The organism is Streptomyces sp. NPDC048255, assembly GCF_040652415.1.
Taxonomy (GTDB): Bacteria; Actinomycetota; Actinomycetes; order Streptomycetales; family Streptomycetaceae; genus Streptomyces.
The window spans coordinates 1-25,850 of sequence record NZ_JBEZMA010000023.1; the positions used below are offsets into that span (position 1 = coordinate 1).

Here is a 25,850-nt window from a genome sequence, read left to right on the forward strand (position 1 = left end):
GCTCGTACTCGGCCGTACTCGCGCGGTCCGACAACGCGGCGAGGCGCCGTGCCAGGCGGCGCGGGCCCGCGAAGATCGCCCGGACAGGGCCTAGGGCTCCGCGAGGTCGTTGAGCCAGCGCCAAGCCCGGCTCGGCGTTCCGCGCCTCGGCCCCAGCCCTCGTCATATGAGGGCGACAGCGTCCCCGGAACTCACCGGGCCGGGTGTCACCACTGTGGCCAGGGCGTCCAGCCGGGCGTGATGGGCCTTTGCGATGGCTCGCAGTACCAGCGGGGAATGAGGCAGATCCTGCTGGGCCTCGTTGGTCATGACACACCGCTCGCTGGAGCGCACGAACTCCACGCACAGGGCAGCCCCGATCCACGCCTTGCATCCGAACCACTCGTCTTCGACGAATGGACGGGTACCCGGTGGGGTCCGTACCAGGAGGTTCGGCCGGAAGCGCCTCTCGTCGACCGGAACACTGGGAACGGCTGCGCGCACCCAGTCGAGGGTGGCTGTGGTCAGGATGCTGAGAGGGAGTTGGTCGAAGTGGGAGATCGCTTGCTCGCGGGCCAGTTCGACGTCGTGTCGGCCAAGGTATCGGCGAAGGTAGGTAGTCGGATCCGCAACGGTCGCGCCGTGCGCATCCAGCAGTTCGGGCTGCTCCGTCCCGTCCGGGTAGCGGGAGCGCAACTGCAGGAGGCCGGGCATCCGGCGGAATCTTCGGGTGTTCTTCCCCGAGCCGAACTTGCCCTCGCTGTCGCGCACCGCGAACAGGCGGTCTCCGACGAGACCGCGGGGGTCCACGTCTGCTTGCTCCAGTTGTTCGCCTCCCGTCGACTTGATCGGATACCGCCATATGCGCTCGACCGTTCCTATGATGTACGCCATTCTGTAGAGGCTACAAGAGCATTCCTGCCCGATTTCGGGCAGGAAGTGGGAAGTTGGCAAGTCAGGCGTAGGGTCGCCACTCATGATCACTGCATCCGCCCTAGCGCGCCATGGCGACCGTCCCCAGCTCTGACCACCGTCGACCAGACCGGCCACCGCCGCACTCCAGCCGTGCTCCTCGTCGAAGCGGGCCGGGGCACCGCGCGCACGGTGCTGACCCTCCTGTTCTTGGTGGGCCTAGGGCTGGTCGGCGTCCTCGTCATGGCGCTGGGCCTGCTCTGAAGAATCTTGCTTCCGGCAAGCGCGTCGACCCGCACGAGCCGACCGTCCAAGCGATCGACCGCTGGCGGCCACACAGTTGGTGATGTGGTTGGCGGCCCCCGTTTCCCTGCGGCTCGGAATGCCGGTCTCCCAGAGTGGCCAGGAAGGCAGCAGACCCGGGCAGGCCGGGTCAGACCACCTGGTGTTGCGTCAGCCCGTGACCCCGGGCACGACCAGGCCGGTTTCGTACGCGATCACCACCGCGTGGGTCCGGTTCTGCGCGCCGAGTTTGGTCAGCACGTTCCCGACGTGCGTCTTCACCGTCTCCAGGCTCACCCTGCACGACTCCGCGATGTCCGGGTTGGACCGGCCGGTGGCCATCAGGCGCAGCACCTCCTCCTCCCGGCTCGTCAGCGCCGCCCGCGGCAGCGCTTCGGCGGATCTCAGCGGGCGGGCGGTGACCATCTGGCGCAGGGCCGCCGGGAAGAGGATCGCCTCGCCCGCCGCGACCACCCGCACCGCCTCCGCGATCTTGGGGACGGGGAGCCGCTTGAGCACGAAGCCGCTGGCCCCGGCGCTGAGTGCGGCGGTGACGTAGTCGTCGTTCTCGAAGGTGGTGATCACCACGACCTTCGGCGGGTCGGCTGGCTCGGCGAGGAGCTGCCGGGTGGCCTCTATGCCGTTGCGGCGCGGCATCCGTACGTCCATCAGGACCACGTCCGGCCGCAACTGCCGCACCCGCTCGACTGCTTCGATGCCGTCGACGGCCTCCCCGACGACGACGATCCCGGGCTGCATTCCGAGCAGCGTGCGCAGACCGCTGCGGGTCACCTCGTCGTCGTCCGCGATCAGGAGGGTGGTGCAGCTGGAGGCGGCGGCGGTGTCAGCTGTGACGGCTGCGCTCGCGTCGGGGCCGGTCGCGACCGCTGCGCTCGCTTGTGAGCCGATCATGCGGGCAAGCGTACCGGTAGCCGGACCGCGAGCCGCCAGTGATCCGGTCCGTCCGGACCTGCCTCGATTTCGCCGTGCAGTAGCCGCACGCGCTCCAAGAGGCCGGGCAGGCCGTGGCCGGACGTCGGGAAGGCACCCGGGCTCATTCCGCTCCCGGCTCCGGTCCGGTTGACCACGCCGAGTTCCAACGAGTCCGGCGCGGTCGCCACCTTGACCCGGATCGGACCGCCCGCTCCGTGCCGCAGCGCGTTCGTCAGCCCTTCCTGCAGGATCCGGTACGCCGCCCGGGAGAGCGTCCCCTGCACCTTCGCATGGTCGCCCGACAGCTCCGGCTCCACCACCGCGCCCGCGTGCCGCAGCCGGTCGAGCAGCTCGGGCAGGTCGGCCAGGGTCCGGGCCGGCGCCGTCCCCGCCTTCTCCTCGCGCAGCATGCCCAGCACATAGTCCAGGTCCTCAAGTGCGGCCCGGGTCGACTCCTCGATGCTGCGCAGGGCGGCCCGCGCCGCCATCGGGTCGGCACAGAGCATCTCGCCCGCCACCGCTGCCTGGATCGTGGCGGCCGTCAGGGTGTGCCCGATCGAGTCGTGCAACTCGTGGGCCAGCCGGTTGCGTTCGGCCAGAGCCCGCTCCCGCTCGGCCGCCAGCGCGAGCCGCTCGGCCGGCGACGGACCCAGCAGCCGGGGCGCCAGCCACCGCAAGGCGTACGTCACCGCCAGGCACAGAGCCGCCGCCAGCAGCAGGCAGCAGAGCGCCGCTGCCCAGCTCTGCCAGCCGCTCTCCGCCCGCAGCGACCAGCCGTTCACACTCACCCCGGCCTCGGCGCCGGCCCAACCGCCGGGAAGGAGCAGGCCCGCGACGAACAGCAGGATGCTCAGCTGCGCCCCCGCCCACCCCAGCACCACATGCGACAGCAGCCAGAGCGGGGTCCGCAGGCGATCGGCGCCCGATGCCGTGGAAGGAGCCGCCCCGTCACCGGGCGGACGCGCACGCCGACGCTCGCCCACGGGATCCGGCAACGGAACCGCAAGCATCCGCCGGGCGCAAGCGATCAGCACCCGCCGCGTCGTACGGGCCAGCCCGATCACGCCGATCAGTACGGACCAGACCAGCACGGTCAGAACGAACTGCACTCCCAAGGAAGCGGATGGCCACGCCACCGCCGGTAGTGCGGCGAAAGGCAGCAGGGGCAGGCTCGCCAACGCGCCGCAATAGGCGAATAGCGCACCCGAATACGTGGAGCCGCGCAGCAGCGGCCGGATTCCTCTGAACATGGCCAGGTAAGTATGACCGGACGGCTCACCGGCGGCCTCCCCCGATCGGGGGAGCGAACTCTCCCGCCTTCCCGTGATGTGTCCGTGGGCCCCCCGAAACCAGAATCGGGGTCTCACCAGTTGACGGGACGGAAGGACGGGCTGATGAACCCTCAGGGGAACAAGACGCCGCTGAACCACACGGTGTCCGCTCAGGAGCAGGCCGAAGGGAGTCAGACGGCACCGAACGGAAGGGCACCGGGCCTGACAGCACCGAAGAACAGCCTGGCCACGGCCGCCATGACACTGGGCATCATCGGCCTGTGCACCTCGGTCGTCTTCATTGGCGGCCCGCTCGCCGTGATGGGCCTGATCCTGGGCATCGCCGCGCTGATGACGGCCAAGCGGACCGGTGTGGGCCAGGGCAAGGCCGTCACCGCCGTGGTGACGTCGTCCCTCGCGATCGTGGTGTCCGGGATGGTCGCCGTCTTCATGGTCTGGTACGCGAACAAGACGCAGGAGTGCTACCAGCCCGACAGCTTCCACCAGTACACGCAATGCGTCCGCGAGCACCTGAACTGAACGGCTTTCCCGTTCCCCTCACCGGTGAACCGGCTGCCCACTCTCCTCGACAAGGACGAGCATCATCGTGCGAAGCAGAAACACCCGCAAGGCCCCCCTACTCGCCGCCGGCCTCGCGGCGGCCGCCCTTTCGGCGCTGACGCCCGCAACGGCCTTCGCCGCGTCCACGGCATCCGACGCCTCCACTGCCAAGGACCCCCTGCGGCAGTACACGCAGCAGAAGCTCCAGTGGAAACGCTGCGACGCGAAGGGCCCCGCCACCTTCCAGTGCGCGACGCTCAAGGTGCCGCTGGACTACAGCGACCCCGGCGGCAAGACGATCGGCCTCGCGATATCCCGGCTGAAGGCGGGCAGCGCGAAGGCACGTCACGGCGTTCTGCTGCTCAACCCGGGCGGCCCCGGCGCACCGGGACTGCAGCTGCCTGCCGACCCGCTCATGAAGTTCCCCGCGGAAGTGAAGCGGCAGTACGACCTCGTCGGCTTCGACCTGAGGGGCGCCGGGCAGAGCTCTCCTGTCAGCTGCGGGCTGACCGCCGAGGAACAGGCCGACCAGCCCTACAAGGCGGAGACCTTCGCCAAGGACGCGGAGCGGGTCCGTACCGTCGCGGGGAAGTGCCGGGCCAGGGCCGGTGACATGCTGCCGCACCTCACCACCCGCAACAGCGCCCGTGACATGGACGTCATCCGCGCCGCGCTGGGTGAGAAGACGATCTCCTATCTGGGGATCTCCTACGGCACCTACCTCGGCGCTGTCTACATGCAACTGTTCCCCCAGCGGGCCGACCGGATCGTACTGGACAGCGCAACCGACCCGACCCGGATCTACCGGGAGATGTTCCAGGACATGGCGAAGGCGGCCGAGCAGGCTTTCACGCGCTGGACCTCATGGACCGCCAATCGGCACACGACCTACGGACTGGGCGACACTCCGGCCGAGGTCCGCAAGACCTACTGGGACCTGATCGAGCGGGCGAACCACAAGCCCATCTCCTTCGAGGGACAGACCCTCACCGGCGACGGCATCCGTGCCGACAACCGCACGTTCTTCCACGTCCAGAAGGCCGCCGAACGGATCGCCGGGCTGAAGAAGGCGGCCAAGGGCAAGAACCCGGCTCCTTCCGGCACACCCGGTCAGGTCCAGGAGCCCGACGACAACTACGTCTCCATCGCCTGGTCCTTCATGTGCGCCGACACCCGCACCTGGTCGCACGACCCTGAGGAGTACCGCCGCGAGGCGATCCGCGACACAGCCCGGTATCCGCTGTACGGCGACTTCGCGGCCACCATCACACCCTGTGCCTTCTGGCAGCAGGGCAGCGAGCCGCAGACCAGGATCGACAACACGGTCGGTGCGCTGATCACGCAGAACGAGTGGGACTCCCAGACGCCCCTCTTCGCCGGCCGGGCCATGCACCGGGCCCTGCGCGGCTCCCGGATGCTCACCGTCGCCGGCGGCGAAGGACACGGCGTCCTCTACGCGCCCGACGGCAATCCCTGCGCGGACAAGGCCGCAACGTTCTACCTGACCACGGGCAGGCTCCCCGCCAAGGACCTGACCTGCCAGGCCACGACCGGGCAGAGGTAGCAACCCCGCACGTTTCCCGTCCCAACACCTCCGAGCTGCCCGGGAACGCACTACCGTCTCTGACCCTGGGCGGTCCCGGGCGCGGCTGCGTCCACGGACGTGGTGTACGGGTTCGTTGACGAGACCGCTGGTGGTGGTCGCTCGCTCGGCTCAGTGGGCAAGGGCGGGTGACGGGCCGGGTCGGGGTGCTCGGGCCGCCGCCCGCGCCCCGGTCGAACACGCCTTTGCGAACCTGGAAGCCTGGCGGACCCTCACCAAGCTCCGCACCGAATCCGCCCGCGCCAACGCCCGCCTGCGCGCCCTGCTCGTCCTGACCGACCTCGAAGTCAACCGCTGACGAACGATCAAGAACCCAGACTCCCGCACAAGAGAATCAAACGGGCACCGACAGCGAAGCCGACGCCGTCCGCCGCTCCCGCCGATATGCCCCGGGCGGGACGCTGAAGTGCCGCTTGAAGGCCTTCGCGAACGCGAATTCCGAGGTGTAGCCAGTGTTCTCGGCCACGGCGCTCAGCGAGTCGACCGTCTCGCGCAGCATCCGCGCCGCGATGGCCATCCGCCACGTCGTCAGGTAGCTGAGCGGCGGCTCGCCGACCACCGTGGTGAATCGCCGCGCGAACGTGGCGCGCGACAGCCCGGCCCGGCTCCCCAGCGATTCGACGGTCCACGGATGCGCCGGGTCGTCGTGGATCGCTTTCAGCGCCGGCGCGATCAACGGGTCGTTCAGTGCCGAGGCCCAGCCCTGCGTCTGCTCCCTGGGCAACTCGGCGTACCAGGACCGCAGAATATAGAGAAGCAGCAGATCGACGAGCGTCGTGACCACTGAGTCCGAGCCCGGCTGAGGCTGGTGGACCTCGGCGCAGAGCTGGTCGACCGCCGAGCGCAGCGCCGGATGGCGACCGGGGCTGGCCGGGAGGTGGATGACCTCCGGGAGGTCGCCGAGCAGCGGATGCGGCCGGTCGATGTCGAGGTGGTAGGCCCCGCATACGAGCACGCTGCGAGCGCCGTCGCCCTCGACGGTGAAACTCCCGATCGGCGAGGAGGTGTCCACGCGGTCGGGTTCGAAGGCGACCAGCTCGCTGGTGACCGCGTCACAGATGGCGTGATCGGTGCCGCGCCGCAGGAACACGACGTCGCCGGGGCCCAGAGCTATCGGGTCGCCGCCGACCGGCAGGAGAAAGCAGTGTCCTTCGACGACGACGTGAAATCCGGCTCCCGCGATGGGCTGGAAGCGCACACCCCACGGCGCCTGCGCGTCGGTACGGACAACAGACGGACGCCCGGTGCGCAGGGCCGCAAGCGTGTCACTGAGTATGTCCATACGCTCACCCTAGCGTGCTGAGATCGAGACGATCAGACAAAGAATCGAGACTTCAGGCCATTCGTTGTCTCGGTCGTGACACGTAGCTTCCTCGCTATGAACAACACAGCAGACACCCAGCGTGTCGTCGTCATAGGTGGCACCTCCGGCATCGGATTCGCCGTTGCGCAGGCCGCAGCGAATCAGGGCTCGAACGTGGTCGTCGCCTCCAGCAGCCAGGACCGGGTCGACCTGGCGGTGAAGAAGCTCGGTGGCCCGGCCGAAGGCATCTTGCTGGACGTCGCCGACGAAGCCGCGCTCGCCGCCTTCTTCGACCGGATCCGCGAGTTCGACCACCTCGTCTACACGGCGGGCGAGTCCCTGCTGCTGAAGCCGCTCGCCGACCTCACGGCCGAGGAGTCCCGAGCGTTCTTCGAGCGCCGCTTCTGGGGTGCCCTGCTCGCCGCGAAGTACGCGACGCCGAAGCTCCGTCCCGGCGGCTCGATCACCTTCACCTCCGGCGCCTTCGCCACCCGGCCCGCCCCCGGAGCCTCGCTCGGCGCAAGCATCACAGCAGCCGTCGAGGGTCTGACACGAGCCCTGGCCCTGGAACTCGCCCCACTGCGGGTCAACGCGGTCCGCCTCGGCGCGATCCGCACCGAGCTTTGGGACAGCAGCGTGCCCGAGCCGGAGGCCTTCCTCCAAGCGCAAGGCAGCGGCCTTCCCGTGCAGCGCGTCGGCAGCCCCGAGGAGGCTGCGGCTGCCTACCTCTACCTCCTGAGCAACGGCTACGCGACCGGCACGGTGCTCACCCTCGACGGCGGAGCCGCACTGGCCTGACATCGGCTGCTGTCGGACCGACAAGCCCGGTCCGACAGCCTCGGGCGCCACCCCGGCATGTTCTGCCAGACCGGAGCCACACGGACAGGGACACAGCGGAATCACCGACACCGCTCTCCGCTCGCACCTACGCAGCCAGTGATCGTCACGAAATATGGGCCACAGCCCTTCAAGGCTGTGGCCCATATTTCGTGACGGCTTCGCAGGGGGTACGGTCAGGCGGGCTCACAAGGGGGATGCATAGATTCCGATCGACACCTGTACCGGCTCCGGCGCGATGTGACGCGGTCGGAGGACCACCCACTCTTCTCGACGTGACCGGGGTGGACGTTCTCACTCAGGCCGGCGGCATAGCCTGCTTCTGGATCCGCAAGAACGTCGCCGACCGTGTCGAGGTGCTTCATGGGAACCGCCTGGTCCTCTCCATTTCACGGTCCGACGTCCAGGTACTCGATGATCCGCACGGCCAGGACACCTACCGGGTCCGAACAGTCGACCGCCAGGACGCGCCGGTCGGTTGTGCTGCCCACCTGGTAGACGCTCTGCTGGTCGCTGAGCAAGCACTGGTCTCCACCAGTACATGGGGACCGGTGGGAGATCCGTAGGGGCCATTCCCTCGTCGCACTTTTGACCCGAGCGGACCTGGACCACATTTCCATGCGCCCTTCCTCAGGGCACGTCCGTACGCAGGCACAGAACGCCGGAGCCGGTGCCGGACCGGCCGCTGCTCTGTGACTGTCACGAAATGCACGCCACAGCCGACTTCAAAGAGCGCCATCAAAGCTGTAGAGGTAGCCCAGTACGGGGGATAGGCATCGGCTGCGCCGCGGCAGAGCCGAGACTTCTGCCGTCGGCGGACGGCCCGGTTCCGGAGCTCCCTGCCGAGGCGGGGGTGATCCGACCCGGCGTCCCCATGCCGCCCGGTTGGGTAGTTTCCGGGCCACCCTGACGAGATCAGTGGTGAGCGGTCGGTGGGGCACCTCGAAGCCGGCGGCGGCTGCGTGGTGCCGGTCATTTTCGCCAGAACAGGTGGTGCGTCACACCGCTCGGGCTGGGCACGACATCGAGGTGGAACCGGTCGAGCAGCTCATCGGGGGACTCCCAGAGCCGTACTCCGGACCCGAGCTTCACCGGTGAGACCGCCACGTGCATGGTGTCGACGAGGTCGGCGTCAAGGAACTCCCGGATGGTGGTGGCCCCGCCGCCGAGCCGGACGTCCTTGCCCTGCGCCGCCTCCCGTGCCAGTTCGAGGACGGCAGCCGGGTCGCCGTCGACGAAGTGGAACGTGGTGTCGGAGAGCGTGAACGAAGGACGCTTGTGGTGGGTCAGGACGAATACCGGGGTGTGGAACGGGGGCTCGTCACCCCACCAGCCCTGCCACTCATGGTTGAGCCAGGGCCCGCGCTGGGGCCCGAACTTGTTGCGGCCCATGATCTCGGCGCCGATGTTGCGGGCGTAGTCCCGCGTGAGGTAGTCGTCGAGGCCCCGGCTCCCCCCGGGGTCGGTGCGCATGGGCCAGCTCGCGGTTGCGCCGGCCCAGGAGAACAGCCTCTCGGGGTCGACATGACCGAATGGCCTCTCGAGGGTCTGGTCCTCACCGGCACCGATCCCGTCACTCGAGACGTTGAAGTTCTGGACTCTCAGCAGCTGGGCCATGTGCTCCTCCTGCGTTGTCGACAACGATGGTGAGACCGGCCGGGCCGGGAAAACTCATCGCTGCGTTCGTGACTGGTCAGAAACTGGGCTACCCAGAGTACCGATCTACGAGGTTTGCGCTATTTGGGCAGTCTCCCGTCGTGAGGGGGCGTCCCGGATCGATCAGGTTCGCCACCGCCCGCATGCCCCGGCTGCGAGCGCCTCTACGAGCTGATCGTGGGTCATGGCGGACCGGCCTGGGGAGGTGCGCGGCCGCGTCTTCTTTGTACAGCTCGGCCTTCGTCGGCGACTGAAGCGACTTGCCCTTCGAGGTGACGCGCCTTCGCGGGCTCAGCCCTCTTCTGCTGCGGACTCGGTGCGGCGGCAGCCTTCTCGTCAGAGGACTTGGGACCGTGCGCCCGCTCGATGCCGCCCGCCTGATGGCGAGCGACCCCAGCGGATCAGGCCAAGCCCGTTCTAGTCGCGTTGCTCAGCGTCACTGACGCCGGTCGCATTGTCAGAGGTGCCACTGGTACCTGGCCGACGACGGGCCAGCGTTGGCGGCCTCGTTGCCCAGCCAGTGAGAGGTCCCGCCTGATGCTGCCGGCGCTTCCGCGGCCATGGCGGCGCGACGGCGCGGACACTCGATGCCTGGGGGACATCGCGGACCGGCTGGCTCGGGAGGCGGTCACTTCGGGGCGAGGCTTGTACTGCTGGTGTTTCGCGCCCTGAGCACGGTGAAGAGACCTTCGCCTCAACGGGCGGCCGAGGTGCCTGGTGGAGTGGGGGAGGAGTTTTCCCGGGGTGCGGCGCTTTCTGGTCCGGGTGCGAGGATGCAGGTCATGGAGCGTGGTGGCGTATGGGATGCGGGGCCGGTGGGCAGGGCGGACACGGGGCGTGGGGAGCTGTTGGAGTTGGTGGAGCGGGCTGCGCGAGGGTTGCCGGGCGGGCGGGTCGTGAGAACTTCCATCGAGTGCGGGTTGTGTGGCTCGGAGGGGTTCGAGTGGGCGGAGTTCCAGGTGTGGGCGGGGGAGTGCTACTGCGTGGGCTGTCTCATCCCGATCGGGGTGCTGGACGGGGATGTCCATGACCGCATGTTCCCGGGGGCCGGTGCGTCCTGGTGGAGGCTCACATTTCCCGACAGCAGGTTCCCGCCCGACGGGCCGGCTGAGTTCTCCAGGTGCCCCGCGGGCCACATGGTGTTTCAGGCGGCCGTGGCGTTGACACTCTCCGAGGACGGCCTGGTGCGGGGTCTCTCGGCGGGTTTGAGGTGCCCGGAGGATGGGGGACTGCACCTGTTCATCGACAACGCGCAGGTCACACTGCTAGGAATTTGACTCACAGTCACCACATCGCTCCCGCACCCACAATCGGAGGCCGCAGGAGCACTCGGCGTGCAGCGCGTCCGTCTTCGGCGCGGTGGTGCAGGGGCCGGCGCCGTCGTAGACGCTCCAGTGGCAGACCTCGCAGCCGCCCCCGCCGGAGTTCGAGTCCAAGTACACCGGCTTCGGAACCGAACCGTCGGCGAGGAGTACGCCGGCGCGGCCTTCGGTCGGCACGAGGACGGCCGACGGGTGGCGCTTAGTCAGCCAGCCCCGTGACGGCCTGAGTTGCGGTAGTAGACGGCTTGCTGCGAGGTCTCCGTACGCGGGTGGCGCAGCACCAGGTACGGGCGGTAGTCGATCTCCCATCCCGCGTGAGGCGGCCTCCACGCGAAGTCCGTCTCCTCGTGGGTGTAGAAGAGCTTCGCCGGATACACCCTGACCTCTGCACACCCGACTGAGCGCTACTTCTTAGCGGGCCCCGCGCCGCCGACCACGCGGAAGCCCAGGGCGCTCAACGCAGCCTTGGAGACGGCGCGCAGGGTCGGCAGGTCCTCAGCCGGCATCGAGAATCCGTGGCTGCCGGCATGCTCGACGAATTCCGCCGGAAGTTCGAGGTTGTACCGCTCGACGTAAGCGGCGAGGTCCACTCGCCAGACGAAACGGCCGTCGGACAGCAGCGACGATCCGCCGGGCACGCGGAAAGCGCCCCCGATGACATCGATCGTCAACTCCATGATGTCGAAGACCGGATGTCCGGAGTCGAGGTACCGCTTCACCTCCGCCTTCGGATAGGGCGCATGGTCCCGCACCTTGTCCCCGATGAGCTCGCGGAACACGGCATCGTTCTCCGGGTCCATCTCCCGGTAGAAACCGATCATTTCCACGCGGGTCATCCTCCTTCCAGCATGGGGAGGAATACCCCCTCCAGTAGCCGCCCTTGTCGGTCTGTGGCGTTTGTCCTGGCCCCCAGTCTTTCGACGCCGACGCGGGCCGTCGGCGCGCGCACAGCGGTGCCGAGCTCGTTGGCGACGCGCTGGGCGATCCACTTTCCCAGGGCCGGGTAAACGGCGAGCGTACCCCCGCTGACCCCGCACAGCACTGAGGCCATGCGATACGAGGAGACAGTGAAGCTCACCGCCGCGAGAGCCCTGGTCCCGGTTGCCATCGTTCTTGCCTCACCGGTGCTGCTGATAGCCGGAGCGCCGGTCCGCCGCCGATAAGCCACCCGCGCGGACGGCGTGGCCCGGCCGGGCATTGACGACGGTCGGGTGCCGGCCGGCGCGGCGCGGCATTGGAGGCCGACTCCGGCGCCGAGGCGGTCGCGGGCCGCACGACGGCGGAGCCGGGCGCGCGGTGCACCGCCGGGCCCGGGCTGGGTCGGGCGACACCACAGTCAGCGAGGTCACGTTCTACGCGGAGCACTGGGAGATATAGGGGCGTAAGCCCTCGGCGGGTGGAGTATCCCCGGGTGCGGGCGGAGGGCGGGGCCGTGAGCCTGGGGCCATGAGCACGCGAAGGGTGGTGGTCCAGGCGCCGGACGAGCGCGGCCTGCGCGCGGTGGACATCGACGGCGTGCCCGCGGGCGCCGCCTGGTCGCGGCGCGATCTGCGCAGGCTGCTCCGCCGCGCGGGGCTGCCGCGCGACGTGGACCTGGAGGACCGGGCCTCCATAACCTGGCGCGGGGCGGACTCCGCCACCTGGCCCGACCGCGCGGCCCGCCGGCGCGGCACGATCGCACTGCTGGCTGCCGGGCTGGTCGCGTCCATGCTGCTCCTGGCCCGCGTCGGCACGGTCGACGCGTTGGGGGCGCTGACATTCTCGGGGCGTCTGACCGGCGTGCTGCTGGTGCTCTCGGGCGCAGTGCAGGGGGTCGCGGCGGTTGCGGTGCTCGACTACTGGGGGAAGCGGACGCTGACGTATGCGGGCCCGCTGGTGCTGGTGGGGGTCCTCATCGCGGTGGGGACGGAGGCCCTGCTGCTGATCGTGTGGTTCCAGGAGCGAGAGTGGACGCCGTACCTGCCCGTGTTCCTCGCCCTCTCGCTCTGGTCCCTGTGGGCGGGGTGGGTGGTCTGGCGGGAGCGGGCCTGGAAGGGGATTCCCCATCCCAAGAGCTTCACCGCGGGCGTGGTGGCCACCGCCCTGCTGGCGTCGGCGAACTTTGCATACTCGGCCTTGTACCAGCCCCAGGCCGCGCTCTTCCACTTCGTCGTGGAGGTGAAGTTCGGCACGCCGAGAACGGACCCGAAGCGGCCGCTCGTCTACCTGCCGGTGAAGTTCCGCGTGGCGAACGACGGGGCCGTTCCGGCCCACATCGTCAACAGCATCTACTGGATCAAGGGGAGGGAGTCCGTGTTCGACGCCGGGAAGACCGAGCTGGACACGGCGCAACAGCGGGTCGACGCCGAGTCCAGGACCAACACGGAGCCGCGTGTGCGGCCCACCGCGTACCGGACGATCGACACCGGCACGGTCGTCCAGCCGGGCGCCTGGATCGGGCCCGGGGCCGACTTCAACATGGAGCGGGTCGTCGCGATCCCCACGGACGCGCCGTTCGACCTCGTCATACCCCGCATGGCGGTCACCTTCCTGCGGGGGGACCGCGGAAAGATCGGCTACGAGTACGGGATCCCGATCTACTCGTGGAAACAGGAGCGGGACAGGTTCTTCGACTGCTCCGCCACCCCGTGCACTGACTACGTCATGTACCACGCGAGGGTGCGTCACAACAACAACATCATCAACGTGACCCGCAGACCCCGGTACCTCAGCTCCTACCTCCCCCTCGGTCCGGCGGGACTCCCCGTCTCGCAGATCTCCCCGCTCGATGCCCAGGGCCGCCTCTCGGCCGATACCGAGAGCTCGGGCCGGTACGGCGTCGACGAGTACTGGTCACCACGCACCGAGATCCCCTTCGCCACCCTGCTGGAACCCGCCCGTTCCTAGGCCGTCTCTGTCGGATCTTGACGGGCCCGCAAGATCCGAAAGGCATGGAAACCGTGCAGGGGCGGGGCGAGGGCGGCTCAAGGGCACGGGGGTCCGGTCGGCAGGGCCGAGCGGTCTGAGAGAGGGGGAGGAGGGCTCAGAGAGGGAGGAGACCGGGGAAGGCGCCGTGGCTGGCGTGCGGGGAGGTGAGGGCGAGCCAGCCGTGGCCCCGGGTCTCGGTGCCTGAGCCGACCAGGTCCGGTTCGACCGAGAGGTGGCCGCAGGCGGTGCGCGCGCCGGCGGTTCCCGCGTTGGGCGGGGCATCGTCGTACGCCGGGTCGAAGTAGGGGTCGTCGACCGCGAGGGTCTCCCAGGGGAGCGGGTCGCCCTCCCATTCGGGGTCGCTCTCGGCGGCGTACGGTCGGATCACGCAGCCCGCCTCGGCGACGAACCACACGTCGGAGCCGCCCGCGTCGTCGACGAAGAAGAGCTGCGCCTGGGCGCAGTGCCGGCTGACGCGCTCGACGGTCTCGACCATGTCCTCCCAGCCCTCCCCGAGGAGGAGGTCGTACGGGCCGAAGACGAGGCGACGCCAGCCGTCCAGCTCCGGGGTGACAAAGACGCGGCCCACGGTCTGGACGGCGCCGTCACCGCCGGGGACGGGCACCTGGATGTCCCGGCCCGCCGCCTCGACGCCCGTGGCGCACGTGATGGGTCGCCGGTGGTGCAGGTCCAGGGCGTCGAAGAGCCCTTCGTACGAGGCTCCCGGTTTCCGAGGACACGGAGCGCTGGCAGCGTGAGGTGACGGCGCAGATGATCCGTACGGCGGAGTTCATGGTGGCCGGCACGCCGGTATCCCACCCTGTGGTACAGGTCGAGGTGGACGCCGACTACCAGGGCATCTGCCGGTTCTGGACCCCGACCGCGGCCGCCTACAAGGGAGTGGGCCAGACCCATGTCGACGACCCGCAGATGCGGGCCAACTTCGACATGATCGCCGACGGTCTCGCCGTCTACCAGCGCGATGCGATGACCGTCTACGCCGATACCCGGCTGAGCTGACCGCACGCGCCCAAGGGCTGTTCGGCGGGTCATGAGCGCAGCCAGAGGCGAATGGCTGCTCCCGTCCCCGAATCCGGGACCTGGGGTCCGGTCCGCCCGCAAGGAGATGTGCCTGCTGGGCGGTGCTCGCAGTCGGTTGGGATACTGCGATCAGTGAAGTCCCGGGTACGCGGGTGACGAAGAGCCGTCGGGCCGCACCAGTTCATGGGCTTGGTCGCGGGGCGCGGTGTCACACGCTCCACGGCTCCAGGACACTCCACGTGCCCTCGACCGCCTCGAAGACCAACTCCGAGCCTTCGAAGACTTCCTGCCCACTCCCCGGTCGAAGGCTGCCGAAACGCTCAGCGCACAGGTCGACCTGCATCAGCCCGTCGAACCGGGTGAATTGCGGGGGATCGTAGAGCACCCCTCCAGGAGAGCCCTGGCTCTCGTCGATCCGAAATCGCTTCACGTCGACCAGGTCCAGGCACACCGGCTCCCACCGCAGGGCCTCGTCCACCACCCGAACGTCGATCACAAGTCTGACGGCCCGCCCCCGCGGTTTCCGTCCGAACTCCTGGTCAAGGATCACCCGGCGAACACAGGAATCACCGAACTCGTAGCGTGCCAGCAGTGCCGCGATCCCGTCATCGGTCAACGCGTACGGCCCAAGCCTTCGAGACGGTACCGGTGCTCTGAGATTCACTCTGCTCCCTTGTCGAGGTGCCCATAGTAGGAGGAACACCCAACCGAGACGGCGCGGCAGGCCGCGAACACTCAGCGCATCGCCACAGCAGAACCCGACGTAGGTCCGGGATGAGGTCGTTTCCCGCATGGCCGACACAGACGAAGCAGAATCCGACGTTGAGCACGCCGTCATCGCTCGGTATCGACTGGCCGATGGCGGCCTCGGCGAGCCAAGCCAACGGGACGTCGTCCACCAAGCCCGGCCCCTCCTGACCGAGGCGATCGCGCAAGCCGGCGTTGGCGAGTTCGACGGCAACGAGTACGGAGGAGGCGAGGTGGTCCTCTAGGCCTACGGACCGGATGCCGATGCACTCTTCGCTGTCATGGCACCCCATCCTGAACGGCATGCCGTTCAGGCCAGCACACGTTTGCGCTACGTCTCTGTCGATGACCCATCGGCTGCCGAGCACCGCGTCGAGCTCTGATCAGACGAGTCGCCAGCCCCCAGCCAGGCGGGCACCTGGGGAGTTGCGTGAACTTACCCCTGGGGAATTACGCGAACGTCCACACACTGAGGCGCCTTGTGCGACGGCCGAGGTGTGGCAGGAGCGCGTGGCAGACGGATCTCTTGGGTGACTGCGGTGTGGTGGGCTTCGGCGTACCCTGCCCCGGCACCGCGGCGGGGTCGGGGCCGCCAGCGGCCGACAGCTCGCCAGGGCACGCCTCCGGGCGGCCACCCGGCTCGGTGGAGGGCGCGGACGCCCCCGGTTGCTCGCCCCCGCTGGCCGGTGGCTCGGTCACGGGTGAGCATCGAACGGTCGGAGCCGAGGAGCCCACCGGAAGGACGCCCATGAAGAGCGGTTCGCTCACCGAGATCGATGCCCTGGTCCGCGACGGAAGGATCGTGATGTCGGGGGACGACAGCGCGGTCGTGGCGGCTGTGCAGGACGCGTTGAAGGCCGGCAGATCGGTGACGTTCTACCTCTCCCCCGGACAGGCCGAGGCGTTCAAGGCGTGGTACTGGAGCCCCAGGCGGATCAAGGACCGGGGCATGGAACCCGTATCGCGCGAGGAGAGGGAGAGGATCACCTCGGAGCTGGGGGTCAAGGACATCGGTCCCGCCCACTCCAACCGCATCGACTGCGAGTGCGGGGCCCAGTACGGCGCCTTCGAGTTCATCGGACAGGGCATCAAGGAGCACGGCAAGGAGTCTGTGGACGCCGTCCTGGCCTTGGAGTACGCCTACGTCCTGCGGGTGAATCCGGTGACGCCCGCGGTCTGCGCCGCCTGCGGCGCACGCATCCTGGTCGGCCACGAGTACGACATGACCAACAGGTACGGATGCTGCCGTTCCGAGAATCCGGTGTGAACAGCCGTGGTGCCTGCTCGCGGTCGGCCGGACTGTGCCCCTGCGGCCGGAGCAGGCCCGGGAGGTGGGCGAGTACCTGCGCGCGGCCGGCCCCGGTCATCCGTGGGAGGGCGTGCGGATTGCCTCGGCGTGGGGGAGCCGCGACGTCCTGGGCGCCGTGCTGATCCGTCCGGAGCTGGTGGCGTAGGTCAGCGCCGACCGGGCGGTGGACCGGGGCGGAGTCTTCCGGCCTCCCCGACCCGCTCAGTCCGTCGCTTCGCGGACGTCCTTTCCCTGCTCGGCGAACGCCTTGAAGTCCTGCATGTGCTGTTGCGACTGCTTGCGGAAGGCGCCGGGCATCAGAAGTCCCACCAGCTTCATCAGAAAGCCGCTGAACCGGTATTCGTTCTCGCTCTCCCAGAGCGTCGTTTCCGGGCTGGCTTCGGTCAGCCGGTCGCGCACGGCGCTCCACATGCCCTCGCCGACGATCTCGCGGTCGAAGTGAACGACGCTCGTTTTCGGGATCTCGCGCAGGTCTGCCGGTTCCCGGCGTGTGATGGTCTCGGTGCACTCGAGCTTCCGCTGGCCCATCTGCATCACGACCCGTGACATGGTGCCGAGCTGCCCGTGCTCCCCGCTCAGCGGCTCGTGCAGCACCAGGCCCCGCAGCCATTTCGGCAGGTGTGCCGGGTCGGCGAGCAGCTGGGCCACCCTCTCCCGCGGCAGGGCGATCTCGATGGAGACGGTGTATTTCATGGGGCGCATCATTCTTTCCTCCTAGGTGCGGGACAATGTGCATCAACTTCTACGAGTCCCAGGACAACCCCAAGACTGCCTCCATAGAGGTTTGATCACCTTGGGTGTGGCCGCTTCCCCCGTTGCTGCTGTGGCGTGGTGGACCGGTCTGCCCTTTACTTGTAGACATACAGAGAGTGGCCAGCGCTAGACCTGGGCACTGGTCAGTGTCCATCCACCTGGCCAGAGGGCGCATCCGATAGGCCAACCTGAGCGCCCACTCTGGTGTTCCGATCCAGCACTTCATCTATCAGATGCGTCAGCTCCGCGAGCACGTCGGCCCTTCCGGCTACTGCCGGATGGCCCAGATCGCGCATTTACCGCGGAAGGTGAGCTTATGCTGAAGCTTCGAACATGGGGCACGGCCGTGCTCGTGCTATTGGCAGCCGCCATAGCCCCCGTTTCAGACCGCACGCTGGCCGCCACTTCAGACGCTAACCTGTCCACTGCGGTCTACCTGTCTGATGGCTCTCGGTTCCCGGGGTGGTCGCAGTGGAGCGATCGGGATGGTGGCTGGATTGACGGAACTCCGTGGGTTGCCGGGGACTTCAATGGTGACAGGAGGGCCGATCTTGCCACTGTCTGGAACAACGGTGGTTCAAACACGATAACGGTGAGTCTGTCGACCGGTTCGGGCTTCAGGCGTAGTCACTGGGCCACGAACGCGGGTGGCTGGATGGATACGACCAAGTGGGCTGCCGGGGATTTCAACGGCGATGGGAAGAGCGACATTGCCGCATCTTGGAACAACGGTGGCAACCTGTCCACTGCGGTCTACCTGTCTGATGGCTCTCGGTTCCCGGGGTGGTCGCAGTGGAGCGATCGGGATGGTGGCTGGATTGACGGAACTCCGTGGGTTGCCGGGGACTTCAATGGTGACAGGAAGGCTGATCTTGCCACTGTCTGGAACAACGGTGGTTCGAACACGATAACGGTGAGTCTGTCGACCGGTTCGGGCTTCAGGCGTAGTCACTGGGCCACGAACGCGGGTGGCTGGATGGATACGACCAAGTGGGCTGCCGGGGATTTCAACGGCGACGGGAAGAACGACATCGCCGCATCCTGGGCTAACGGCGACACGTCTGGGCCTGGAGATTGCCAGAAGGCGGAAGAGCGGTACGCCGGCTATGTCGACAAGGTTCCCCGGACCGACGCCGAGGTCGTCAACGCCGAGCACGCGCTGCTCCACCTCGTGAACGTGGAGCGCTCGCAGCGTGGTCTGGCGCCGCTCTGCTTCAACGACCACCTCGCCCCCGCGGCACGGGCGCACTCCGAGAACTGGGCGACCGCCCCGGATCGAAGCTGCCCGTCCAATCGGAACTGGTCTGGATGCGGTCACTGGGACTCCCGAGCGGGATACGCCTGGCCAGAAGACCGCATCGCCAAGTCGGGCTACGGCGCGTATAGCGCGATGAGCGAGAACACCCAGAACGGCGGAGGGCGGAGCGACGGCACGAATGTCGTGCCTGCAGGATGGACCTGGGGCACCCCCATGGCCGCCGTCTATTGGTGGATGAATCACGACCCCCAGAACAACTACGCCAACAACGGGCATCGCAAAGCCATCCTCGACCCTCGATTCAAAGACGCAGGTCCCGGCGTCGGCCGCTACGCTGATCGCTTTGGCAACCGCGCTGCGACCTTCACCTTGATGTTCGGTGTCCGCTGATCCCAGCGCGCTCAACGCCAGATTGGCCATGGCGACCTCCGTAGGTCGTCATGGCCAACTTTCGCCATTCGAACCCGAGCACACGGTTTCATAGAACATGTGGGGACGGGAGTTTCTGATTGCAGTGGGGTCGGGTTCAGCCCGCGCCGATATGGCGGGCGCGGGTGAGGCCTGGTGCCCGGCTTTTCAGGGGCAGTACCGCCGGACCGCCCCGCGCAGACTGCCGGCCCCCGGCCGGTGACGGCAGGTCAGCGCGCGGTCGTGTCCGTTCCCGTGCCGAGCTCGCGCCGGCGGCGTGCGACGGCCGATCTTTCGCCAATTTTCCCCAAGTTGGGCAAGAGCTCGGGAACGCCGCAGGGGCCGCCGTGGTGGCGGCCCCTGCGGGTTGGGCAGGTGCGGGCGGTGGCCCGTTCAACTCGATCCCGGACTCGGAGAGTGCTTGCTCGAACGCGTCGCGGACATCGCGGGCATCCGCATTGCGAGGCCAACCAGCGAGCTCACACAGGGTCGGGGTGTCCAGCCCAGCCGCGAGTGCCTCAGCAGCGATCATCGGCAGGTCCTCTGGACGGATCTCATCCGCCTGATAACGGCACGCCACCTCACCCAGAGTCGTGAGACCGCTCTGCGTTGGGGTTTCCGGTTCCGTTGTCGTTCCTGCTGTTCCCATGACTCCTAGCTTGTCGTCCATCGTCCGGCTTCGGCGGATGGGCGGGCAGTGAAGGGCCTCCGCCGGGGTCTCGTCCCCTCTTGTGGTGTGCGGGTCGGGTGTAGGACTCGCCGGTGGCGAGGCTCCGCCCCACTTCGTAGCGGGTGGACGCTTGCGGGGCAAGGGGCAAGGGGCAAGGGGCAGGGGGCACGGGGCGAAGGAGGCGTCCTCAGTTGCGTCGCATGGGCCACGCCTGCCGGACTCTGTCCAGGCGGGCGCGATGGTCTTCGAGCCAACCGTCAGCCAACTCAATGGTGACCTGGACGGTCGCCAGGGACATCGAGCGGTCGGCGACCGAAACCGTGGCGCGTTCGAGGCCCTCTTCGAGGGCAACGTGCAGTTCGGTTGCTCTCTTGTTCTCCCTCCAGGAGGCGCTTTCCCCACCGGCCAGAGTGCTGAGGGCCGCCTCCCAGTCCGTGAGGTCCTGAGGGAAGATCCAGGTCTTGAGGCTTCCCTTGACGAAGCTGGTTCCGACGCTGATCTCGCCGACCAGGATGTCGGGGTCGTGCTGAGATGCGCGGACTTCTTGGCCCGATACGCGAACAACAACGCTGTTGCCCTCGATCCCCGCCAAGTGGATCAAGTCAATCGGGCCTTGCGCTTCCATGCCAACTCCCACCCCTCAGGTTCGCGACCCTGGAAAGCTACTTCACTGTCCGCCCGATCCCGACGGCCCGTCCGAGTTCAATTGCCAGACACGGCCCAGTGGTGTCTCCTCGACGCCGCCGCCCGACGCCGTCTGCGCCCGCGTGCCGGGTCGGGGTCTCTCCGGCGGCGGCCCGCTCCCGCTCCACCACCACGCCCGCCGCCGCGGCCCCCGGACAGCCGGCCCCGGCTGGAGCCGCGGTCCCGCTCACCGGGTAGCAGGCCACGCCTGCCCGCGGTGCGGGGGTGGTTCTACGGGCTGAGTCCTGTGCCGGCGGGCGTCTGGTGCTGGCAGGCAGTCCGGAAGCCGCATGGCTGCGCCGCCGCGGCCGTCCGCGGCCGGATCTCCGAACGCGGCCGCGCGAGCCCCCTGGATGGTGCCGCCCGCTGACCGGGCATCGGCTGGAGTGCCTGCCGGAATTGGCTGGCAGGTGCATGACGGTTTGGTGGGGTGCGGGGCTACCTTCTTAGGGCTCCGGAGGGGCGGCCGCCCGAACGTGCGGGCCACAGGCGGGCGGTGGCGGCGTCTCCAGTGCCCCGGCTCCGCCGAGGGGCCGGGTCCCCCCACGCATGAAGGAAGACGACCATGTCTCTGGGCACCTGGCTGAAAGTCGGCACCTCCGCCGCCGCGCTGGTCCTCGCGGCGGCAACCGCGGCGACCGCGGCACCCGCGCCCATACCGGACGCCACCGCAGCGGTAGTGACGCTCCGCTACGACGACAGTCGGGCCGGCGGCTGGGAAGCGGCCATCGCAGCCGGGGTCGCTTCCTGGAACGCGAACGTCAGTAACGTTCGGCTGGTGGAGGCCGCGCCCGGGGTCCGGGCCGAGATCGTCATCGTGGCCACGACCGGCTGGCCGCAGGCCACCCTCGGTCCGGTCCGTCCTGGGCGACAGGTACGAGTCGAACTCGGCGCGCAGGCTGTGAGCCAGGGGTACGACAAGACGCGCATCGCTGCGCACGAGCTGGGCCACAGCCTGGGCCTCCCGGACACCAAGCCGGGGCCGTGCTCCCAGCTGATGTCCGGGTCCAGCGCCGGGACGGCCTGCACCAACGCCGTGCCCAATGCGACCGAGCGGTCCCGCGTGCAGAACGCGTACGCGAACGGGCTCGCGGCAACCGTGCCGACCGATGGCCGGGTACTCATCGACGCCCCCTGACCGGCGGGTCGGCGGATGGGCCGGTGCGGGGGCCTGGCCTGGCCGGGACTCCCGGAGGGCGGCCGTGCTGGTCCACTGCCGCCGACCGTTGCAGTACCGGTGACCTGGTGAGATGGGGCGTTGGAGATCGTGTGAACACGCCTTTTGCGCGTGGTGGTTGTCGCTGCCATGGGGCGGTACATCACCACGGTCTCCACTGCCACGGAAGCGGTGCTTCTTGGACGAGTGTCAGAAGTACAGGACTTCCGCGCCCGCGGCGCAGGTGCCCACGTAGACGTTGCCGTCGCCTCCCCGGTACAACAGGCATTCTTTGAGCTCGATACGACGCACGTTCCCCGCGAAGGTGTACTCGCCGATCCCCACGACCGCCTGGTTGCCGCGGGTGTTCCAGACCTGTTCGTCGCGGGTGCCGCCGTCCGAGTACACCGCGTGGATCTTGAGCGCCGCGCCCTTGCCGTCGCCTGCCGTGTCCTTGAGCTCGCCGCTCAGGTGGACCCGGCCGTCGGCCGCCTTCCCGTAGTATCCGTGCGCCCAGGCGCCGCCGATGTCACCGCCGGTGCCGGTGACATCAAAACCGGAGCCGGCAGAGGCCGGTCCCGCGAGCAGCAAGAGCGCGGCCGGGACCGCGGCAAGGGTCAGGGCGGCCTTCGTCGTGAGCTTCATCGTTCCTCCGTCGTATGGTCCACGTTGCACGGGACGGCGGGAAATGTAGCGCGGGCGGCGGAGCCTTCTCGGCCCACCACGGGTTGATCTTCGGGCCCACCGCAGGGGGTAGCCGGCCTACCCCCTGCGGTGTACCCGGCCCAGCCCATGGGGTGACCAGTTCTCCTTCCAGGTCCACCTCGACGGGCAGATGCTTGTGATCGCCTCCCACGCCGCGTTGCGGCGGGACACCGGCCGCTGGCCGAACACGTCGTGCGCACGCCGCGCCGCCTCGTCCGACCGGAGCCGCTTCGACTGTGAGCCACCGGTCCAGATGAGGACGGCGGCGAGGTGTAGTGGGGCCTGGCAGGCGATCGCGAGTTTGTCGCATCTCATGGCCAGGCCACGCCACTGCTTGAGGCGCTTGATGCATCGCTCCACGCTGTTCCGCTGCTTGTAGGTCTCGCGCCAAATGAACCTTCGTGCTCAAACCACCGCGGGATCGTCCGATGGCGTGAGGCGACGAAGGGCGGGGGAGCCTTCCGTGTGCTCAATGTCCTTGGTTACGCTGTGAGTTGTTCGTACCTCGAAGTGGGGGGCAAGGATCCCGTCCTGTCAGCAGGGCGGGGGCCCCGGTTGAAAGGGGTACGGGCATGAGTGATGACCAGCGGTCATCTCGTCGGGATCAGGCTGCCGAGATCGCGAAGCGGATTGCAGTGGCACTGAGCGCACGCGCTCTGTGGGCAGTGATCGTGGAGCTGATGCGAGGCGAACGCTGATCCTGGGGGAGGGGCGGGGTGCGAGCCCCCCTACGCAGCCCGCCCATTCTCCGCCGCGGTCTCCGAAGCCGCATCTGGCCCCAGGGCCTGAACGGCGCATCATGCGACTGGTTCGAGCAGAGGCCGTTGCGCCCGCCACGGTACGGGGAGATCTGACGAACGACGAGTAGGCCCGGCTGAAGCCGCATTCGCCCAAGTCGGGCCAGCAGGGCGGGCGTTGGAAGGGTGCGCTGTCGTTCGTGATCGCACCGGGGCAGCGGGGCGACGCATGCCAGCTCATTCCAGCTGGCTCTGGCTTCGTCCGTGATCCGCCGGACAGAGTCTCGCGGTGCGACGCTCGAAAACCAGTGGAGCAGCGTCGCTGTGCGCCATTACCGTGCTGCCGAACCAAGTCGTCTAGACAAGGACGTCCCGTTGTACACCCTGTGAGTTCTCCCGAGCGCTGATTCGTCGCGCGTCGCGCCATGTGCGCCGCGCTGCTTTTTGCTGCGGACTTCTCACTGAAACCGGTGTACTCCTGTGCTCGAAAACTGGGTGGTCGTGCCCACCTGCCTGCCGCTCGTTCTCCGCCGTTGCCATGCGTGCGCGTCCGATCGCTTCAGGTCAAGCGGTAAATTTCGCGTCAACGCAAACCACAAGCTCATCGACGCCTGGCTCCTCGCGCTCTGTACCGCTTGCGGGGAAACGGCAAAGCTCACGGTCTTGGAGCGGATGAATGTGCGTTCCGTACGACCTGAGCTGCTGGACCGGCTGCATGACAACGACCCTGGCCTGGCAGCTGAGCTGCTCCAGGATCCGGTCGTGCTGCGCCGTAGTCGCATCGCCCTCGACTGGGAAGGTGCCTGGCGCCTCGACACGGGCGGATCGGATCACCTGGACCGCGAGGTGATCGACATCTCGGTGCGCTTCGCGGCACGGATCCCTGTCCGGCCGGAGCGACTGATCGCTGAAGGTTGCGGTCTTTCGCGGGCGGAGGTCGAGAGACTGATCACGGAGGGGAAACTCGTTTCGGCAGTCCGGCTGAGCGGCAAGCTCTCCGGCGACTTCACCTTCACGCTCAAGCGCTGAGCCCTCCCTGAGACCAGGGGGCCTGTCCGGCAAGATCCGCCGGACAGGCCCAAGGTGGCGAAGCCGAGCCCGCAGAGCGCGGCGAGGCGATGGGACGGGGGCCGGGCCGGCAGGCTTGCGAGAGTCTCTTTCCCCTGGCGCCGGTTGGACCGTAACCACCCCCGCGCAGACCGGGAGCGACCGGGAGCGGATGCGCCCCTGGGTGTCAGGGTGGGTTGCCGGGTCATTACGGTGGAGGCCGATATCGCCCCCTGCCGCCGCCCGACAAGGATCGTCATGGACTCGACGGAGTACGACTGCCAGCGGATAACGTGCGGATTCGCGCCGGCCAACTACGAGCACGACCCTGACTGCATGTACCGGGAAGGCCCCTACTGCCTTCCACCCGGAGAAGAGAGCTCGCCGGACCAGCCGCCCCACTGCTGCTAGCCGTGTCCGCAAAGTCGCTGGTGTCGTCGAACGCTGCTTCAACCGGCTCAAGCAGAACCAGGCCCTCGCCACCCGCTACGAAGGACGAGCCCGCCACTACAAAGCCCTGGCATCCCTCGGCTGCCTGCGGCTATGGCTCCCCAACTGCTCTCTCTCGGATCGCCCTCACGGGCGTGCGATAGCTTGCCGACCATGACTGGACTTGAACACATCGCCTGGCCACCCGCCCCGATAGGGACCGAACGGCTCGTCCTCCGCGAGTCCGAGGCCCGAGACCGGGCGGCGTTCATCGAGCTGTTCGCATCGCCGGAGGTGGGCACCTACATCGGTGGCGCTCGACAGCGTGATGACCTCGAACGCGCAGTGCCTGAGGTGCCCGGGCGGCGCCCTGGCCTTTTCGTGATCGATCTCGACGGAGCGATGATCGGCATGATCACACTCGATAGGCGCGCTGCAGAGCGTCCCGGTCACCTCCGTCCGGATGCCGGGGAGACCGAGCTCGGTTACATGTTCTTGCCGGATGCGTGGGGATGCGGGTACGCCGCCGAGGCGTGTGCAGCGGCACTCGACTGGTTCGCCGACGCGCTTCCCGGCGAGCCGGTGGTGCTCTGCACCCAGAACGCCAACGGCCGCGCGATGCGCCTCGCGGCGAAACTGGGGTTCACCGAGGTGGAGCGGTTCGAGGAGTACGGCGCCGAGCAGTGGTTCGGTGTGTGGTCCTCGGTCACGCCGTCCGGTTGAGCCAGGTCGTTCCTTCGGATCCCGTCTGCTTGGGCCCCAAGCGAGCGACTCCGGCAGCAGGCCTGCCTCGTGCGCTGTATGCCCCAGATGAAGCAGTGGCGAGGCCTTGCCACTCGCTACGACGAGAACGCCACCGTCTACCTGGCGGAGCCACCTCGTCAGCACCTTCACCTGGTCAGCGAGGTGATCCGAAGAACTGCCCTAGACCCATCCCTCGTCGAGGTAGACCGTCCAGGTGTCTCCCACTGCTCTGTTCAGTTCAACCAGGGCTGCGACGCCCGCAATGGCTGCCGGCGCGTCGGACAGCCTCAACGGAGAGTCCGGGACACCGCGCCGGGTGTAGGTCGGGGACTCGCCGTTGGAGCCGAAGACGTGCAGCGACAGGGAGTCACGGTCGAACCATGACGGGCGGTGTTCCTCCGCCCAGGCGGCCGCCGCGTCGACGCGGTCCACATGCGCCAGCAAGTGCTCCGGGGCGGGACCGCAGCTGAACTGCACGAGGAAGCCCTCGGCGTCGACAGCCCACCAGTCCCATATGAATCCAGGTCGAGGGTGCCGCAGGATCGTCGCCATCCCGCCACCGTATCCAGGCCGGCACAAGGCTGGTGAAGATGCTC

27 protein-coding genes and 2 pseudogenes are annotated in these 25,850 nt (G+C 68.4%); 14 read left to right on the forward strand and 15 right to left on the reverse strand.

Annotated features, from left to right (window positions below):
• Positions 1–162: 162 nt before the first annotated feature.
• From AB0D94_RS19395 to AB0D94_RS19405, 3 genes are all read right to left on the reverse strand, one after another.
• Entirely contained in the window at positions 163–873 is a 711-nt protein-coding gene (locus tag AB0D94_RS19395) for an MOSC N-terminal beta barrel domain-containing protein (protein ID WP_362053053.1), read from the reverse strand.
• A gap of 471 nt (positions 874–1,344) precedes the next feature.
• On the reverse strand, positions 1,345–2,085 hold the full coding sequence (locus tag AB0D94_RS19400; protein WP_362053056.1) for a response regulator transcription factor: 741 nt from the start codon (positions 2,083–2,085) through the stop codon (positions 1,345–1,347).
• Positions 2,082–3,215, reverse strand: a complete 1,134-nt coding sequence (locus AB0D94_RS19405; RefSeq protein ID WP_362053059.1) for a histidine kinase — start codon at positions 3,213–3,215, stop codon at positions 2,082–2,084. The genes AB0D94_RS19400 and AB0D94_RS19405 overlap by 4 nt, the downstream gene beginning before the upstream one ends.
• Before the next feature lie 285 nt (positions 3,216–3,500).
• Here AB0D94_RS19405 and AB0D94_RS19410 point away from each other — a divergent pair, with 285 nt between their 5' ends.
• From AB0D94_RS19410 to AB0D94_RS19420, 3 genes are all read left to right on the forward strand, one after another.
• On the forward strand, positions 3,501–3,917 hold the full coding sequence (locus tag AB0D94_RS19410) for a DUF4190 domain-containing protein (protein ID WP_362053062.1): 417 nt from the start codon (positions 3,501–3,503) through the stop codon (positions 3,915–3,917).
• A gap of 67 nt (positions 3,918–3,984) precedes the next feature.
• Complete coding sequence (locus tag AB0D94_RS19415; protein ID WP_362053065.1) at positions 3,985–5,502, forward strand: alpha/beta hydrolase; 1,518 nt, start codon at positions 3,985–3,987, stop codon at positions 5,500–5,502.
• 115 nt (positions 5,503–5,617) lie between these two features.
• The gene (locus AB0D94_RS19420; protein ID WP_362053068.1) at positions 5,618–5,839 is read left to right on the forward strand and encodes a hypothetical protein; all 222 of its coding nucleotides are present in this window, start codon (positions 5,618–5,620) and stop codon (positions 5,837–5,839) included.
• Positions 5,840–5,875: 36 nt separating this feature from the next.
• Here the strand turns inward: AB0D94_RS19420 and AB0D94_RS19425 are convergent, their stop codons facing one another.
• On the reverse strand, positions 5,876–6,823 hold the full coding sequence (locus AB0D94_RS19425; protein ID WP_362053071.1) for an AraC family transcriptional regulator: 948 nt from the start codon (positions 6,821–6,823) through the stop codon (positions 5,876–5,878).
• Positions 6,824–6,919: 96 nt separating this feature from the next.
• Here AB0D94_RS19425 and AB0D94_RS19430 point away from each other — a divergent pair, with 96 nt between their 5' ends.
• Complete coding sequence (locus tag AB0D94_RS19430; RefSeq protein WP_362053074.1) at positions 6,920–7,642, forward strand: SDR family oxidoreductase; 723 nt, start codon at positions 6,920–6,922, stop codon at positions 7,640–7,642.
• A 428-nt stretch (positions 7,643–8,070) separates the two neighbouring features.
• Here the strand turns inward: AB0D94_RS19430 and AB0D94_RS19435 are convergent, their stop codons facing one another.
• Both AB0D94_RS19435 and AB0D94_RS19440 read right to left on the reverse strand, forming a co-directional pair.
• A complete protein-coding gene (locus AB0D94_RS19435) occupies positions 8,071–8,202 on the reverse strand; it encodes a hypothetical protein (RefSeq protein WP_362053077.1) in 132 nt (43 codons plus the stop codon).
• A gap of 451 nt (positions 8,203–8,653) precedes the next feature.
• Complete coding sequence (locus AB0D94_RS19440; RefSeq protein WP_362053080.1) at positions 8,654–9,298, reverse strand: dihydrofolate reductase family protein; 645 nt, start codon at positions 9,296–9,298, stop codon at positions 8,654–8,656.
• A 935-nt stretch (positions 9,299–10,233) separates the two neighbouring features.
• Here AB0D94_RS19440 and AB0D94_RS19445 point away from each other — a divergent pair.
• On the forward strand, positions 10,234–10,614 hold the full coding sequence (locus tag AB0D94_RS19445; protein WP_362053083.1) for a hypothetical protein: 381 nt from the start codon (positions 10,234–10,236) through the stop codon (positions 10,612–10,614).
• A gap of 248 nt (positions 10,615–10,862) precedes the next feature.
• Here AB0D94_RS19445 and AB0D94_RS19450 read toward each other — a convergent pair whose 3' ends face one another.
• Positions 10,863–11,036 carry a hypothetical protein gene (locus AB0D94_RS19450; protein WP_362053086.1) on the reverse strand — a complete coding sequence of 58 codons (174 nt, stop codon included), beginning with the start codon at positions 11,034–11,036 and terminating at the stop codon, positions 10,863–10,865.
• 27 nt (positions 11,037–11,063) lie between these two features.
• On the reverse strand, positions 11,064–11,495 hold the full coding sequence (locus AB0D94_RS19455) for a hypothetical protein (protein WP_362053089.1): 432 nt from the start codon (positions 11,493–11,495) through the stop codon (positions 11,064–11,066).
• A 610-nt stretch (positions 11,496–12,105) separates the two neighbouring features.
• Here AB0D94_RS19455 and AB0D94_RS19460 point away from each other — a divergent pair.
• Positions 12,106–13,545: a hypothetical protein gene (locus AB0D94_RS19460; protein ID WP_362053092.1), complete on the forward strand. Its 1,440-nt coding sequence runs from the start codon at positions 12,106–12,108 to the stop codon at positions 13,543–13,545.
• 136 nt (positions 13,546–13,681) lie between these two features.
• Here the strand turns inward: AB0D94_RS19460 and AB0D94_RS19465 are convergent, their stop codons facing one another.
• Complete coding sequence (locus AB0D94_RS19465) at positions 13,682–14,191, reverse strand: hypothetical protein (RefSeq protein ID WP_362053095.1); 510 nt, start codon at positions 14,189–14,191, stop codon at positions 13,682–13,684.
• 119 nt (positions 14,192–14,310) lie between these two features.
• On the opposite strand from AB0D94_RS19465, the pseudogene AB0D94_RS19470 reads away from it, so the two are divergent.
• Positions 14,311–14,586 (forward strand): annotated as a pseudogene (locus tag AB0D94_RS19470) (TipAS antibiotic-recognition domain-containing protein); the annotation flags it as partial.
• Positions 14,587–14,815: 229 nt separating this feature from the next.
• Here the strand turns inward: AB0D94_RS19470 and AB0D94_RS19475 are convergent.
• Entirely contained in the window at positions 14,816–15,223 is a 408-nt protein-coding gene (locus tag AB0D94_RS19475) for a hypothetical protein (RefSeq protein ID WP_362053098.1), read from the reverse strand.
• Positions 15,224–15,398: 175 nt separating this feature from the next.
• On the opposite strand from AB0D94_RS19475, the gene AB0D94_RS19480 reads away from it, so the two are divergent.
• From AB0D94_RS19480 to AB0D94_RS19490, 3 genes are all read left to right on the forward strand, one after another.
• Positions 15,399–15,599: a hypothetical protein gene (locus tag AB0D94_RS19480; RefSeq protein ID WP_362053101.1), complete on the forward strand. Its 201-nt coding sequence runs from the start codon at positions 15,399–15,401 to the stop codon at positions 15,597–15,599.
• Positions 15,600–16,102: 503 nt separating this feature from the next.
• Positions 16,103–16,621, forward strand: a complete 519-nt coding sequence (locus AB0D94_RS19485) for a hypothetical protein (protein ID WP_362053104.1) — start codon at positions 16,103–16,105, stop codon at positions 16,619–16,621.
• 34 nt (positions 16,622–16,655) lie between these two features.
• The gene (locus AB0D94_RS19490; protein ID WP_362053107.1) at positions 16,656–16,808 is read left to right on the forward strand and encodes a hypothetical protein; all 153 of its coding nucleotides are present in this window, start codon (positions 16,656–16,658) and stop codon (positions 16,806–16,808) included.
• Positions 16,809–16,864: 56 nt separating this feature from the next.
• Here AB0D94_RS19490 and AB0D94_RS19495 read toward each other — a convergent pair whose 3' ends face one another.
• The gene (locus AB0D94_RS19495) at positions 16,865–17,356 is read right to left on the reverse strand and encodes an SRPBCC family protein (protein WP_362053110.1); all 492 of its coding nucleotides are present in this window, start codon (positions 17,354–17,356) and stop codon (positions 16,865–16,867) included.
• Positions 17,357–17,732: 376 nt separating this feature from the next.
• Here AB0D94_RS19495 and AB0D94_RS19500 point away from each other — a divergent pair, with 376 nt between their 5' ends.
• Positions 17,733–19,064 (forward strand): FG-GAP-like repeat-containing protein, encoded by a 1,332-nt coding sequence (locus AB0D94_RS19500; protein ID WP_362053113.1) that lies wholly within the window; start codon positions 17,733–17,735, stop codon positions 19,062–19,064.
• Positions 19,065–19,939: 875 nt separating this feature from the next.
• Here the strand turns inward: AB0D94_RS19500 and AB0D94_RS19505 are convergent.
• The gene (locus AB0D94_RS19505; RefSeq protein WP_362053116.1) at positions 19,940–20,377 is read right to left on the reverse strand and encodes a DUF5959 family protein; all 438 of its coding nucleotides are present in this window, start codon (positions 20,375–20,377) and stop codon (positions 19,940–19,942) included.
• A gap of 624 nt (positions 20,378–21,001) precedes the next feature.
• On the opposite strand from AB0D94_RS19505, the gene AB0D94_RS19510 reads away from it, so the two are divergent.
• Positions 21,002–21,574, forward strand: a complete 573-nt coding sequence (locus tag AB0D94_RS19510; RefSeq protein WP_362053119.1) for a snapalysin family zinc-dependent metalloprotease — start codon at positions 21,002–21,004, stop codon at positions 21,572–21,574.
• Positions 21,575–21,802: 228 nt separating this feature from the next.
• Here AB0D94_RS19510 and AB0D94_RS19515 read toward each other — a convergent pair whose 3' ends face one another.
• Together AB0D94_RS19515 and AB0D94_RS19520 are read right to left on the reverse strand one after the other, a co-directional pair.
• Positions 21,803–22,237: a hypothetical protein gene (locus tag AB0D94_RS19515; protein WP_362053122.1), complete on the reverse strand. Its 435-nt coding sequence runs from the start codon at positions 22,235–22,237 to the stop codon at positions 21,803–21,805.
• A gap of 306 nt (positions 22,238–22,543) precedes the next feature.
• Positions 22,544–22,681, reverse strand: a pseudogene (locus AB0D94_RS19520) (IS5/IS1182 family transposase); the annotation flags it as partial.
• A gap of 833 nt (positions 22,682–23,514) precedes the next feature.
• Between AB0D94_RS19520 and AB0D94_RS19525 the strand changes: the two are divergent.
• The gene (locus AB0D94_RS19525; protein WP_362053125.1) at positions 23,515–24,063 is read left to right on the forward strand and encodes a DUF1062 domain-containing protein; all 549 of its coding nucleotides are present in this window, start codon (positions 23,515–23,517) and stop codon (positions 24,061–24,063) included.
• Between the two features lie 621 nt (positions 24,064–24,684).
• Positions 24,685–25,233, forward strand: a complete 549-nt coding sequence (locus AB0D94_RS19530; RefSeq protein ID WP_362053128.1) for a GNAT family N-acetyltransferase — start codon at positions 24,685–24,687, stop codon at positions 25,231–25,233.
• Between the two features lie 201 nt (positions 25,234–25,434).
• On the opposite strand, the gene AB0D94_RS19535 is transcribed toward AB0D94_RS19530, so the two are convergent.
• Positions 25,435–25,806: a hypothetical protein gene (locus AB0D94_RS19535; RefSeq protein WP_362053131.1), complete on the reverse strand. Its 372-nt coding sequence runs from the start codon at positions 25,804–25,806 to the stop codon at positions 25,435–25,437.
• Between the last annotated feature and the right edge of the window lie 44 nt (positions 25,807–25,850).